At 72.3% G+C, this 13,431-nt stretch carries 13 protein-coding genes; 6 read left to right on the forward strand and 7 right to left on the reverse strand.

What is annotated here, in order from left to right:
• Window positions 1–33: 33 nt before the first annotated feature.
• Complete coding sequence (locus ABT112_RS03565) at window positions 34–576, reverse strand: GNAT family N-acetyltransferase (RefSeq protein ID WP_502975235.1); 543 nt, start codon at window positions 574–576, stop codon at window positions 34–36.
• A 190-nt stretch (window positions 577–766) separates the two neighbouring features.
• Between ABT112_RS03565 and ABT112_RS03570 the strand changes: the two genes are divergently transcribed.
• The 4 genes from ABT112_RS03570 (at window position 767) to ABT112_RS03585 (ending at window position 3,035) form a co-directional block, all read left to right on the forward strand.
• Window positions 767–1,036: a histidine kinase gene (locus ABT112_RS03570; RefSeq protein ID WP_351505168.1), complete on the forward strand. Its 270-nt coding sequence runs from the start codon at window positions 767–769 to the stop codon at window positions 1,034–1,036.
• 110 nt (window positions 1,037–1,146) lie between these two features.
• The gene (locus tag ABT112_RS03575; protein ID WP_351505090.1) at window positions 1,147–1,887 is read left to right on the forward strand and encodes a response regulator; all 741 of its coding nucleotides are present in this window, start codon (window positions 1,147–1,149) and stop codon (window positions 1,885–1,887) included.
• 32 nt (window positions 1,888–1,919) lie between these two features.
• Complete coding sequence (locus tag ABT112_RS03580) at window positions 1,920–2,318, forward strand: OB-fold nucleic acid binding domain-containing protein (RefSeq protein ID WP_351505092.1); 399 nt, start codon at window positions 1,920–1,922, stop codon at window positions 2,316–2,318.
• A 3-nt stretch (window positions 2,319–2,321) separates the two neighbouring features.
• Window positions 2,322–3,035, forward strand: a complete 714-nt coding sequence (locus tag ABT112_RS03585; RefSeq protein ID WP_351505094.1) for a DUF3159 domain-containing protein — start codon at window positions 2,322–2,324, stop codon at window positions 3,033–3,035.
• Window positions 3,036–3,197: 162 nt separating this feature from the next.
• Here ABT112_RS03585 and ABT112_RS03590 read toward each other — a convergent pair whose 3' ends face one another.
• The 3 genes from ABT112_RS03590 to ABT112_RS03600 form a co-directional block, all read right to left on the reverse strand.
• Complete coding sequence (locus tag ABT112_RS03590; protein WP_351505096.1) at window positions 3,198–3,875, reverse strand: potassium channel family protein; 678 nt, start codon at window positions 3,873–3,875, stop codon at window positions 3,198–3,200.
• Window positions 3,872–4,540 (reverse strand): potassium channel family protein, encoded by a 669-nt coding sequence (locus tag ABT112_RS03595; RefSeq protein ID WP_351505098.1) that lies wholly within the window; start codon window positions 4,538–4,540, stop codon window positions 3,872–3,874. Before ABT112_RS03595 ends, ABT112_RS03590 begins: the two co-directional genes overlap by 4 nt.
• Before the next feature lie 113 nt (window positions 4,541–4,653).
• Window positions 4,654–6,309 (reverse strand): SDR family oxidoreductase, encoded by a 1,656-nt coding sequence (locus ABT112_RS03600; RefSeq protein ID WP_351505100.1) that lies wholly within the window; start codon window positions 6,307–6,309, stop codon window positions 4,654–4,656.
• A gap of 434 nt (window positions 6,310–6,743) precedes the next feature.
• Here ABT112_RS03600 and ABT112_RS03605 point away from each other — a divergent pair, with 434 nt between their 5' ends.
• Window positions 6,744–8,795 carry an APC family permease gene (locus ABT112_RS03605; protein WP_351505102.1) on the forward strand — a complete coding sequence of 684 codons (2,052 nt, stop codon included), beginning with the start codon at window positions 6,744–6,746 and terminating at the stop codon, window positions 8,793–8,795.
• A gap of 267 nt (window positions 8,796–9,062) precedes the next feature.
• Window positions 9,063–10,391 carry a class I SAM-dependent RNA methyltransferase gene (locus ABT112_RS03610; RefSeq protein ID WP_351505104.1) on the forward strand — a complete coding sequence of 443 codons (1,329 nt, stop codon included), beginning with the start codon at window positions 9,063–9,065 and terminating at the stop codon, window positions 10,389–10,391.
• A gap of 51 nt (window positions 10,392–10,442) precedes the next feature.
• On the opposite strand, the gene ABT112_RS03615 is transcribed toward ABT112_RS03610, so the two are convergent.
• From ABT112_RS03615 to ABT112_RS03625, 3 genes are read right to left on the reverse strand one after another with little or no spacing between them, the layout of a single operon-like run.
• Entirely contained in the window at window positions 10,443–11,771 is a 1,329-nt protein-coding gene (locus ABT112_RS03615) for a cation:proton antiporter (RefSeq protein ID WP_351505106.1), read from the reverse strand.
• Entirely contained in the window at window positions 11,768–12,574 is an 807-nt protein-coding gene (locus ABT112_RS03620) for an alpha/beta hydrolase (protein WP_351505108.1), read from the reverse strand. The genes ABT112_RS03615 and ABT112_RS03620 overlap by 4 nt, the downstream gene beginning before the upstream one ends.
• Window positions 12,575–12,585: 11 nt before the next feature.
• Window positions 12,586–13,377, reverse strand: a complete 792-nt coding sequence (locus ABT112_RS03625; protein ID WP_351505110.1) for an alpha/beta fold hydrolase — start codon at window positions 13,375–13,377, stop codon at window positions 12,586–12,588.
• Window positions 13,378–13,431: the final 54 nt, after the last annotated feature.

Below are 13,431 nucleotides of genomic sequence, written 5' to 3' on the forward strand. Positions count from 1 at the left end.
CGCCCGGCCCGCCGGGCCGCTGCGTGACGCGGGCTACCAGACGTCGCCGTCCCGCCAGTCGCACACCAGCACCCCGGTGAGGTCGGGGGCCGGTCCCACCGGGAGCACATAGGTGCTGCCGTCGTCCTCCGGGGTGCGCTCCATGCCGGACGGCGACAGCACACAGGTCCGGCCCTGCCAGGCCTGCCAGCCGCGGGCCGCGTAGAACCCGGCGGCGTCGTCCGCGGCGGACAGCGCGCCCAGGACGTACCCGCCGCGGATCACCCGCTCCAGCTCCGCCATCACCCGCGCGCCGTGGCCCTGCCCGCGCTGGTCGGCACGGACCGCGACGCCTTCCACGTAACCGGTGCGCAGGGCCCGGCCCGCGTGCAGCAGCCGCCGCTGCACCACGGCGCCGTGCGCGATCAGCTCGCCGTCCTCCCGCACCAGGACGTGCACGCCGCCCAGCGCGTGGTCCCAGTCCGTATCGGCGAAATCGCCCTCGAACGCGGCATCCAGCAGCATCCGTATCGCCTTGCGTGCGTCCGCGTCCAGGTCGGCGCTGTGCGCCGTCCGTACCTCTGTCATGGCGATCATCCTTGCAGCCGGCGGCCTCCGGTACTACTGATCTTGGGGAGCGGATCGGGGCTGGTCGGGGTGCCGGGCGGCCCGCGTCAGGGTTGCGTCAATACCGGGTGCCATCGTGGCATCCGGTCCGATTCGTCCCCCGCTGCCGCTCTACAGTCGAGAGCACGGACCGATCGTCGCCGACGCAGACAGTGGAGCCATGGGACGCGCCAAGCTCAGGATCCATCTCGGCGCGGCGCCGGGCGTCGGGAAGACGTACGCCATGCCCGCCACCGTCGGTAACCTCCTCGACATGTCCCGCCTGCAGACCGGCACCGTCAGCCCGCTGATCCGCGAGGCCGATCTCGACGAGGTCGTGCCCATGGCTGTCGGCGGGGTGCCGGAGGGCAGCGTCGTCCCCGACACCCCCGAGGGCCTGTCCATGGTCCGGGTGGACCCCGCGGATCTGCCGGCCGGGGGCACCCTGTGACGGTGCGGGAGGCCTGGCGGGTGTCCGGACCCGGAACACCGGCGCAGGAGGGGCGGCAGCCCGGGAGACGGGACCGTCCGGGGACGGTCCGCATGAGAGAGGCGACGGCCATGGCACAGCACGGGGGCGACCCGACCACCGCGACGCACGACGGGCCGCCCCGCGCCCCGCGGCGGGTGCTCGTGGTCGAGGACGACCCGCAGATCGTCCGCGCGCTCGTGATCAACCTCCGGGCCCGCGCGTACGAGGTGGACGCGGCGCCGGACGGGGCGACCGCGCTCCGGCTCGCCGCCTCCCGCCGGCCCGACGTGGTCGTCCTCGACCTCGGCCTGCCCGACATCGACGGCATCGAGGTGCTCCGGGGCCTGCGCGGCTGGACCCGGGTACCGGTGCTGGTGCTCTCCGCGCGGCAGACCTCCGACGAGAAGGTGGCGGCCCTGGACGCCGGGGCCGACGACTACGTCACCAAGCCCTTCGGCATGGACGAGCTGCTGGCCCGGCTGCGGGCCGCGGTGCGCCGCGCCGAGCCCACCGGGCCCGCCGCGGACACCGCCCTGGTCGAGACGGACACCTTCACCGTCGACCTGGCCGCCAAGCGGGTCCGCCGGGACGGCCGGGACGTCCGGCTGACGCCCACCGAGTGGCACCTGCTGGAGGCGCTGGTCCGGCAGCCCGGCCGGCTCGTCGGCCAGAAGCAGCTCCTCCAGGAGGTCTGGGGACCCGCGTACGGCACCGAGACCAACTACCTCCGGGTCTACATGGCACAGCTGCGCCGCAAACTGGAGGCCGACCCCTCACATCCGAAGCACTTCGTCACCGAACCCGGCATGGGATACCGCTTCGAGCAGTGATCCGCGGGCCCCGGCCCCGGTACGCTTCCCGTATGAGTGCTGTTCCCCGATCCGAGAGGCCACCCGGCCGATTCCGCCGGATGCTCGACCGGCTGTCCTCCACCCAGGAGGAGCTGCACGCCGACGAGCTGCGGCAGGACGCCCGCGCCGAGGGCTGCACCCGGATCTCCGACTGCGACGACCGGCAGATCGTGAAGGTCGCCGGGACGCTGCGGACCGTCACCCTGCGCCCCCGGGCCGGTGTGCCCGCCTTGGAGGCCGAGCTCTTCGACGGCTCCGACGCTCTCGACGTCGTCTGGCTCGGCCGCCGGTCCATCGTCGGCATAGAGCCGGGGCGCAAGCTCATCGCCTCGGGCCGGGTCTCGATGAGCCACGGCCGCCGGGTGCTGTTCAATCCGAAGTACGAACTCCGACCGCTCGGACAGGAGTAGCCGGTGACCACTCCGGACAAGCAGACCGATCAGGACCCCGAGTCCAAGGCCGTCACCGAGGCGGCCCTTTTCGAGGCGTTCGGCGGGGTACGCGGCATGGTGGAGACCACCGTGCCGGGCCTGGTGTTCGTGGCGATCTACACCGTCAACCGGGACATCCACATCTCGGCCATTGCCGCGCTCGGGCTCTCGCTGCTGCTCGGCATCGCGCGGCTGGCCCGGCGGGACACCCTCAAGCACGCCTTCAGCGGGGTCTTCGGGGTCGCCTTCGGCGCCGTCTTCGCGATGATGTCGGGCGACGCCAAGAACTTCTACCTGCCGGGCATGCTCTACACCCTGGGCCTCGCGGTGGCCTACCTGGTCACCGCGATGATCGGCTACCCGCTGCTGGGGCTGATCCTCGGACCGGTGTTCAAGGAGAACCTCTCCTGGCGCAAACGCAACCCGGGCCGTAAGCGGGCCTACACCAAGGCCAGCTACGCCTGGGGCCTGATCCTGCTCGCCAAGTCGGCGATCCTCTTCCCGCTCTACTGGTGGGGGGACGCCACCCAGCTCGGCTGGGTCAAGGTCGCCCTCGGTATCCCGCCGTTCCTGCTGGCGGTCTACCTCACCTGGATCCTCCTGGCCAAGGCGCCGCCGCCGATCGACGTGTTCGCCGAGATGGAGGCCGAGGAGGCCGCGGAGAAGGAGCGGGCCCGGGCCGCCGCGGCGGACTGATCCCCGGCTGCCGGACGAACGGACGGCGGGGCCCGGAACACCTTCGCACTGAGGTGTTCCGGGCCCCGCCGCTGTCGTACCGGGCCGCTGCCGTACCGGTCCGCCGGTGTCGCCGGCCCCCGAGGCCCGGGGACGCCGGGCCTCGGGCCCCGGCCGGCCGCCTCAGCCGTCGGCCGGCTGCCGCCGTGCCGAGAGCAGGTCCTCCAGCTGTTCCTCACGGGCCTGCGCCGCGACGAACAGCAGCTCGTCACCGGCCTCCAGGGCATCCTCGGGGTTCGGCGTGAGCACCCGGTTCCCGCGGATGATCGTGACCAGCGAGGTGTCCTCGGGCCAGTCCACGTCGCCCACCCGGGTCCCGGCCAGCGCGGACTCCGGCGGCAGCGTCAGCTCCACCAGGTTGGCGTCGCCGTGGCTGAACCGCAGCAGCCGGACCAGGTCGCCGACGCTCACCGCCTCCTCGACCAGCGCCGACATCAGGCGCGGCGTGGAGACCGCGACGTCGACGCCCCAGGACTCGTTGAACAGCCATTCGTTCTTCGGGTTGTTGACCCGGGCCACCACCCGCGGCACCCCGTACTCCGTCTTCGCGAGCAGCGAGACGACCAGGTTCACCTTGTCGTCGCCGGTCGCCGCGATGACCACGTTGCAGCGCTGCAGCGCTGCCTCGTCCAGCGAGGTGATCTCGCAGGCGTCGGCGAGCAGCCACTCGGCCTGCGGCACCCGCTCCACCGAGATGGCGGTCGGCGCCTTGTCGATCAGGAGCACCTCGTGCCCGTTCTCCAGCAGCTCACCGGCGATCGAGCGGCCCACGGCGCCCGCGCCCGCAATGGCGACCCTCATCGGTGCTCCTCCTCGGGCCCCTCGGCGAACGCCGCCTCGACCTTCTCGACCTCGTCACTGCGCAGCATGGCGTGCACGAGGTCGCCCTCCTGCAGCACCGTCTGCGAGGTCGGCAGCATGGCCTCACCCAGCCGGGTGAGGAAGGCGACCCGGACCCCGGTCTCCTCCTGCAGCTTGCTCACCTTGTGGCCCACCCAGGCCGGGGAGGCGTGCACCTCGGCGAGCTGCACCGCTCCGCTGGGGTCCCGCCACAGCGGCTCCGAGCCGGACGGCAGCAGCCGGCGCAGCATCTGGTCCGCGGTCCAGCGGACCGTGGCCACCGTCGGGATGCCCAGACGCTGGTAGACCTCGGCCCGGCGCGGGTCGTAGATGCGGGCCGCGACGTTCTCGACGCCGAACATCTCGCGCGCCACCCGGGCAGCGATGATGTTGGAGTTGTCGCCGCTGCTCACCGCGGCGAACGCACCGGCCTCCTCGATACCCGCTTCCCGCAGGGTGTCCTGGTCGAAGCCGACCCCGGTCACCCGGCGTCCGCCGAACCCGGAGCCGAGGCGCCGGAACGCGGTGGGGTCCTGGTCCACGACCGCGACGGTGTGGCCCTGCTGCTCAAGAGTCTGCGCGAGGGCGGAACCCACCCGCCCGCAGCCCATGATCACGATGTGCATGAGGTCTCTACCTTGCACCTTCCCCTAGCGCCGTGACCTGCGCAAACATCGTCCATCATCCTTCCGCGCCCACATCGGGGCCACCTGCTCGTCTGAAACCGTCGCCGGTAACGCTACCCGTCATGACCGGATCCGAGCCCCTCACGGTTGCTCTCCGCGGCCGTCGCGATGTTCCGGGCCATTCCGCCGAACACCACGGCGTGGAACGGCGACACGCTCCACCAGTACGCGTGACCGGCCAGTCCGCGGGGGTGGAAGACGGCCCGCTGCCGGAGCACGCTGCCGCCCGGACCGTCCCGGTCGATCGTCATCTCCAGCCAGGCCATGCCGGGCAGCCGCATCTCCGCCCGCAGCCGCAGCAGCCGGCCCGGCTCCAGCTCCTCCACCCGCCAGAAGTCCAGCGAGTCGCCGACCCGCAGCCGCTGCGCGTCCCGCCGGCCGCGCCGCAGCCCCACGCCGCCGACCAGCCGGTCCAGCCAGCCGCGGACGGCCCAGGCGAGCGGGAAGGAGTACCAGCCGTTCTCCCCGCCGATGCCCTCGACCACCCGCCACAGGGCCTCCGGCGGCGCGGCCACCGCCCGTTCCCGCCGGTCGCTGTAGAGGCTGCCGCCCGCCCAGCCCGGGTCGGTGGGCAGCGGATCGCTCGGCGCCCCCGGCACCGAGGCGGAGGACCAGCGGGTGGCGACGTCCGCCTCCCGGATGCGCTGCAGCGCCAGCCGCAGCGCCCGGCCGGTCCCGGCCAGGCCCTCCGGCGGATCGGGCACCCAGCGGGCGATGTCGTGCTCGGTGCAGAGCACCTCGTGCCGCAGCGACTCGGCCAGCGGCCGGGCGATCGACCCCGGTACCGGCGTCACCAGCCCCACCCACAGCCCGGACAGCCGGGGCGTGAGCACCGGAACGGGCAGGATCAGCCGCCGCGGCAGCCCGGAGACCGCGGCGTACCGCTGCATCATCTCCCGGTACGTCAGCCGGTCCGGCCCGCCGATGTCGAACGTCCGGTTCACCTCCGGCGGCAGCCGCGCACAGCCCACCAGGTAGCGCAGCACGTCCCGGACGGCGATCGGCTGGATCCGGGTGTCCACCCAGCTCGGCGTGACCATCAACGGCAGCCGCTCGGTCAGATAGCGCAGCATCTCGAACGAGGCCGATCCGGAACCGATGATCACCGCGGCCCGGAGCACCGCCGTCGGCACCCCGGAGTCCAGCAGCACCCGCCCCACCTCGGCACGGGACCGCAGATGCGGGGACAGCTCCTCCTCCGGGACCCCTTCCGGGGTGAGTCCGCCGAGGTAGACGATCCGCCGGACGCCCGCGGCCCGGGCCTGTTCGCCGAAGATCCGGGCCGCCTCCCGGTCGGTCCGCTCGAAGCCGCGCCCCGTCCCCAGCGCGTGGACCAGGTAGTAGGCGACATCGACATCCGCCAGGGCGGACCGCACGGACTCGGCGTCCATCACATCGCCGCGCACCACCTCGGCCTGCCCCGACCAGGGGTGGTCGCGCAGCTTGCCGGGCGAGCGGGCCAGGCAGCGGACCGTGTGGCCCGCCTCCAGCAGCTCGGGCACGAGCCGGCCGCCGATGTAGCCCGTCGCCCCGGTCACCAGGCAGCGCAGGGGCCCGTCGGGGGAGGGCGGGCCGTCCGTCTCGGAGGGGCGGTGTCCGGAGCGGCCGTGTTCGGAGGGGCCGTGTCCGGAGCGGCCGTGTTCGGAGGGTCCGTGTCCGGAGGGGCCGTGGGAACGATCGACGGAGCGATCGGCAGGGGAGTCCGCCATGTCATCCATGCTGCGCCCGTTGCCCGGCGGGGGCGAACGATGCCGCGCCCGTTGCCCGGAGGGGGCGGAAGCCATGGGGGCGCGGGTGGTGCGGCGGGGGCGCGGGGCCGCTCCTCGTGGGTGGGGGCGGCTCTCCGTGGCGTGCGGTACCGCTTGCGGCGCGGGGTCCCCTTGCGGTGCGGGGCCACCGGACTTGCGGTGCGGGGCCACCGAAACGGCAGGGGGTCCGCCCGCGGGCCATTGGAGGCGGTCGTTCACCGGTTCGAGGCGGTCGTTCACCGGCCGCCGGGGGCGACGCGTCGGGTCGCGGACCCGCCCTCACCGGACGCGCACCGTCGCCCACCGGACGCGTGCCGTGGTCCATCGGGACCCGGGTGGTGGTTCGCCGGGACGCGGGTGGGCACGCGTCAGACCGAACCCTTACGATCCTCTGCGTGTCCAAACTGACCGACCTACCCAAACGGATCCTGATCGGCCGGGCGCTGCGCAGCGACAAGCTCGGGGAAACCCTGCTTCCCAAGCGCATCGCGCTCCCGGTCTTCGCGTCCGACCCGCTGTCGTCCGTGGCCTATGCACCGGGCGAGGTGCTGCTCGTACTCTCCGTTGCGGGTGTGTCGGCGTACAGCTTCAGTCCCTGGATCGCCGTCGCGGTCGTCGTGCTGATGTTCACGGTCGTCGCCTCGTACCGGCAGAACGTGCACGCCTACCCCAGCGGCGGCGGCGACTACGAGGTCGCCAACACCAACCTCGGCCCCCGCGCCGGGCTGACCGTCGCCAGCGCCCTGCTGGTCGACTACGTCCTCACCGTCGCGGTGTCCATCTCCTCCGGCGTGGAGAACCTCGGCTCCGCGATCCCGTTCTTCGTCGAGCACAAGACCCTCTGCGCCGTCGGCATGATCGTGCTGCTGACGCTGATGAACCTGCGCGGGGTCAAGGAGTCCGGAAAGCTCTTCGCCATCCCCACCTACGTCTTCGTGGCGGGCGTCTTCCTGATGATCGCGTGGGGCGCGTTCCGCGGATTCGTCCTCGGCGACGACATGAACGCCCCCACCGCCGACTTCGAGATCAAGGCCGAGCACGCCGGAATCGGCGGCGTAGCCCTGCTCTTCCTGCTGCTGCGGGCCTTCTCCTCCGGCTGTGCGGCCCTCACCGGCGTCGAGGCGATCAGCAACGGCGTGCCCGCCTTCCGCAAGCCGAAGAGCAAGAACGCGGCCACCACGCTGCTGCTCATGGGCGCCCTGGCCGTCACCATGTTCTGCGGCATCATCGGCCTGGCCATGGCCACCGACGTGAAGATGGCCGAGCACCCGGCCACCGACCTGCTGCGCAACGGCACCCCGGTCGGCTCCGGCTACACCCAGAACCCCGTCATCTCGCAGGTCGCCGCGGCCGTCTTCGGCGACGGCACGTTCATGTTCGTGCTGCTCGCCGCGGCCACCGCGCTCGTGCTGTTCCTGGCCGCCAACACCGCCTACAACGGCTTCCCGCTGCTCGGCTCGATCCTCGCCCAGGACCGCTACCTGCCGCGACAGCTGCACACCCGCGGTGACCGGCTCGCCTTCTCCAACGGCATCGTGCTGCTCGCCGGCGCCGCGGTGCTGCTGGTCTGGCTCTACGGCGCCGACTCGACCCGGCTGATCCAGCTGTACATCGTCGGGGTGTTCGTCTCCTTCACCCTGAGCCAGACCGGCATGGTGCGGCACTGGAACCGGCACCTGGTCACCGAGACCGACCCGGCCAAGCGCCGCCACATGATCCGCTCCCGCGCGATCAACACCTTCGGCGCCTTCTTCACCGGCCTGGTGCTGGTCGTCGTGCTGCTCACCAAGTTCACCCACGGCGCCTGGGTCGCCCTGCTCGGCATGGTGATCTTCTACGTGACGATGACCGCGATCCGCCGCCACTACGACCGGGTCGCCGCGGAGATCGCCGCCCCGGACGAGCCCGGCGACGACGCCGGCCGCCCCTCCCGGGTGCACTCCATGGTGCTCGTCTCCAAGCTGCACAAGCCCACCCTGCGCGCCCTCGCGTACGCCAAGCTGATGCGCTCGGACAAGCTCGAGGCGCTCACCATCAACGTCGACCCCGAGGAGACGAAGGCGCTGCGGGAGGAGTGGGAGCGGCGCGGCATCGACGTCCCGCTGAAGGTCCTCGACTCCCCGTACCGGGAGATCACCCGCCCGGTCGTCGACTACGTCAAGCGGCTCCGCCGGGAGAGCCCGCGCACCGCGGTCAGCATCTTCATCCCGGAGTACGTCGTCGGCCACTGGTACGAGCATCTGCTGCACAACCAGAGCGCGTTGCGGCTCAAGGGGCGGCTGCTCTTCACCCCGGGCGTCATGGTGACCTCGGTGCCGTACCAGCTGGAGTCCTCGGAGGCGGCGAAGCTGCGGGCCCGCAAGCGCGCGGAGTGGAATGCACCGGGCTCGGTACGGCGCGGACCGGTCACCAACGAGCGGGACACGGACAAGGCCGGGCGGAAGTGAGCTCGGGCCGGTGCGGGTGATCTTTTAGTTCCTGGGCTGTCCGGGACCGGGCGCGACCGGCCGGGTCCGGGACCGGGGTGGACCGGTTGCGGATCGAGGGAGATCGCGCCGAGGCGGATCGCACCGAGGGGTTTCGGTCCGGTCCGCATTCCCGACCGGGTGAGGGCGGCGGGCCGCGGGGCCGTAGACTGGACGGCTGCGGTCCACAGCCAACCGTCCCGGCTCTTCCCGGGGCCCGCATCCCACCAGCTCAGGAGCACCTCCCCCGTGACGAACCCAGCCACCGAGTCTCTGATCGGCGAGGAGTACGAGGTCGAGGTCGGCCCCGTCGCCCACGGCGGGCACTGCATCGCCCGGACGCCCGGGGGCCGGGTCCTCTTCGTCCGGCACACGCTGCCGGGTGAGCGGGTCGTGGCCCGCGTCACCGAGGGGCAGGAGGACTCGCGGTTCCTGCGCGCCGACGCGGTGCAGGTGCTGGAGGCGTCCCCGGACCGGGTCGAGGCGCCCTGCCCGTACGCCGGCCCCGGCCGGTGCGGCGGCTGCGACTGGCAGCACGCCGCCCCGGGCGCACAGCGCCGGCTGAAGGTCGCCGTCATCACCGAGCAGTTGAGCCGGCTCGCCGGACTCACCCCCGAGGAGGCGGGCTGGGACGGCACGGTCGAGCCGGCCCCCGGCGACAAGGTGGCCCGCGGCGCGGTGCCCCAGTGGCGGACCCGGGTGCAGTACGCGGTGGACGCCGAGGGCCGGGCGGGGCTGCGCAAGCACCGTTCGCACGAGGTGCAGCCGGTCGACCACTGCATGATCGCGGCGCCCGGCGTCAGCGAGCTGGGGGTGGAGAAGCGGGAGTGGCCGCAGATCGCGGGCGTCGAAGCCATCGCGGCCACCGGCTCGCACGACCGCCAGGTGATTCTCACCCCGGCGCCGGGCGGACGGCTGCCCATCGTCGAGCTGGACAAGCCCGTATCGGTGATGCGGGTGGACGAGAAGGACAAGGGCGTGCACCGCGTGCACGGGCGCCCCTTCGTCCGCGAACGCGCTGCCGACCGCACCTGGCGCGTCGGCGCCGGCGGCTTCTGGCAGGTCCACCCGAAGGCCGCCGACCTGCTGGTCGAAGCGGTGATGCAGGGCCTGATGCCGCGCAAGGGCGAGATGGCGCTCGACCTGTACTGCGGCGTCGGCCTGTTCGCCGGCGCCCTGGCCGAACGGGTCGGCGAGCGCGGCGCGGTGCTGGGCATCGAGTCCGGCAAGCGCGCCGCCGAGGACGCCCGCCACAACCTCGAGGACCTGGACCGCGTCCGCATCGAACACGGCAAGGTCGACCAGATCCTCCCGCGCACCCGCATCACCGAAGCGGACCTGATCGTCCTGGACCCCCCGCGCGCGGGCGCGGGCAAGCAGACGGTCGCCCACCTGGCCGGCCTGGGCGCCCGCCGCATCGCCTACGTGGCGTGCGACCCGGCGGCCCTGGCCCGGGACTTGGGGTACTTCCGCAGCGAGGGGTACGAACCGGTGTCGCTGCGGGCGTTCGATCTGTTCCCGATGACGCACCATGTGGAGTGCGTGGCGATCCTGAAGCCGGCCGCGAAGGACTCCTGACCTCAGGCTTTCTGTTTCAGGGTCGCTCTCGACCTGGATTCCGATGTCCCGTCACGTCGGGTGCGTCACGCTCGTTGAGCCTTCCGAAAAGGGCACCTGACCGGGTCTCTTCTCCGGTGTGGCCGCGGCCTGCCCGCCTTTGTGGGGCGCCGGCGGCGCGTCCGCTCCCTGGTGGCGGTCGATCAGCGACAGGAGCGGGCCGGTCATGGAGGTGGTGACGACCGCCATCACCAGCAGCGCCAGATACAGGCCGGAGGTGAGCACTCCGGCGCTGTACCCGGCCTGGAGCAGGACGATCTCGGTGAGCCCCCGGGTGTTGAGCATGACGCCGACGCGCAGTGCCTCGACGCGCCCCTCCCCGCCCAGGCGGGAGACCGCGTAACCCCCGCCGATCTTGGAGAGCACGGCCAGGACCGTCGCCAGGATCGTCACCGGCCAGAGGATGCCGCCCGAGTCCGTCCATATCGTCAGCCCGGTGGCGATGAAGAAGACCGGCACCAGCCACAGGCCCAGCGTGGACACCCAGCGGACCGGTGCGTCCCAGTGCGGCGAGTCGGGCGGGATCATCAGCCCCACCACGAATGCGCCGAAGATCGCGGTGAGCCCGCGGGCCTCGGCCACGTCCGCCGCCAGGAGCACGCAGACGCCCAGGACGACGGCCACCGGCCAGGGCCACCGGGTGCAGAGGCGCTCGGCCTGAGGGGTCTTCAGCAGGCGGCGGCCCAGAGTGGCCGCGAGCGCTCCGGCCACCAGCACGGTGGCTGCGGTCGCGACGCCGCCCGAGCCGGGTTGGGCGATGCCGATCACAACGGCCAGCAGCAGCCAGGCGACGGCGTCGACGAGGGCCGCCGACGTCAGCGAGAGCCGCCCGGCGCGGGTGGTGGTCAGGCCGCGGTCGGCGAGAATCCTGGCGAGCACGGGCACCGCCGAGACCGCCATGGTGGTCGCCAGCAGCAGCACGAAGGCCAGGGTGGGCGCGGTCCCCCGCAAGGAGGGCCGGTCGTACCAGACGAGCCAGCCGCCGAACGCCGCGCCGGCCACCAGGGAGGGCACGAGGGTGCCCAGCGCCGTCCAGCCGATGGCCCTGTCCCGCAGGCGGGACGCGTCCAGCCGCAGTTCGTGGGCGACGCCCACAAGGAACAGCACCAGTCCGGCGTGCCCGAGGTCGCGCAGCGGCCCCAGCACGCCGTCCGGTAACAGGACGGACTGCGCCTTCGGCCAGGCCAGGCCGAGCACCGCCGGCCCGAGCAGCATGCCGAACGCTATCTCGCCGACGACGCCGGGCTGCCCGATCCGGCGGGCGAGCCGGCGCCCCAGGAATCCGACGACCAGGAAGGCGCCGAGTACGGCGGTCGCGTGCGCGGCCAAGGGGAGCGTCACCGGCCGGCCGCTCCGTCGACCGTCGCACCGTCCGCCGTCAGGAAGCCGACGACACGGCGGACCACGGCGTCGTCGCGCAGCACCTTGGTGTGGCCGAGGTCCCGCACCCGCATCAGCTCGGCCTGGCCCCAGGCCGTCACCAGCGCCTCGCTGTCGGCGATGGGCGATTCCGGGTCGTTCTCGTCGTGGACGACGAGCAACCGGCTGGTGAAGTCCCGTGCCGCGAGAGCCGGTTCGATGGCGTCGAAGGAGATGCCGAGCCACTCCTCCGAACGCGAGCGGACCAGCCCGATGGCCTCCGGCGATACCTGCATCACCTCGCCGGAGCGGCGCCAGAGACTGGTGTAGCTGCTGATGGGGTTGACGAACGCGGCCCGCTTCAGCGTGACCCCGCGCGACATGGCGTAGGTCGTGGCCGCGGCGCCCAGCGAGTGGGCGACGACGGCGTGGAAGGGGCCGAACCGCTCGTCGGCCGCCTCGACCGCCTTGGCGAAGTGGATGACGGAGGACTCCGCGCCCTCCGACTCGCCGTGGCCGGGGAGGTCCGCGACGACCACCTCGCAGCCCGCCCGGACGAGCGCGTCCGCCAGGACGGTCAGGTGCCCGGCGTTGCCGGCCCAGCCGTGGACCAGCAGAATCCGCCGCTCGCCCTCGCCCCAGAGGTAGTGGACCACCTTGTCGCCGTCGACGACCTCGACCTCCTTGGCAGCCAGTTCGAGAATCGGCCGGGTGGCGTTCGGAGGCTGCGTCCGCATCGGTGTGAAGGCCAGCCGGCGCAGCTTTTCGGTGATGTCGGTGCTCAATTGATCGTCCCTTACCTTGTTTCTTCCACACTCCGCAGGTGCGCGGAGATGATCTTCCGGACCTCGGGTGATTCCACGATGTCGAAGTGGCCGGCGCCCTCGACGAGTTCCACGGTGGAGTTCCGCCAGCTCGCGTGCAGTTCCCCGGCGTGCACAGGCGGCACGTAGTCGTCGGCCGTGCCGTGGATGACCAGCCCGGGAACGTCGATTGCCCGGGCGGCCCCAAGCGCCGAATACTCGTCCCACACCGCCTTGCCGAACCTTCTCTCGATCTCCCCGACCACCCCCCGGACCCGGTCGTCGTCGAGAGCGTTCATCTCGGCGAACCTCTCGACCAGAAACATCTTGGCGGGCGGGGAGGCGATCGAGACCACGGTCCGGGCGGCCAGCCCGGCGTGCCACGCGGTGAGGGCCCACAGGCCGCCCATGGAGTGGCAGACCACCGCGTGCAGGCCGGTGAGGTGGTCGTACAGGGCACGCAGCAGGGCGCGGATCTCGGTGGGATCAGCCGTGGAGCCCAGGGCCTCCCCGTGCGGGGGCACGTCGAACAGCACCACCCGGTAACCCTGCGCGAGGAGTTCCTCGGCGATGGCCACCATGCTGCCCAGATTGGTGTTCAGGCCGTGGACGAGGAGGACGGTCGGGCCGCTGCCGCTCCGGAAGTACTTGTAGAAGCGGCCGTTCACCTTGACGGTGTGCGAACGGCACCGATTGAGGAACGCCTTCGCGAACGGATCGTGCGGCAGCTTCACGACCGTGTAGAAGCGCTCCACGAGGTCGTCCACGGATTCGGTTCGGCTCACAGCGCATTCCTCCATCGCTGTCGGTGGCTCACTTCGACCGCGTCCTCCCCGGAC

The sequence above is a fragment of the Streptomyces sp. NPDC002055 genome (assembly GCF_040296705.1).
GTDB lineage: Bacteria > Actinomycetota > Actinomycetes > Streptomycetales > Streptomycetaceae > Streptomyces.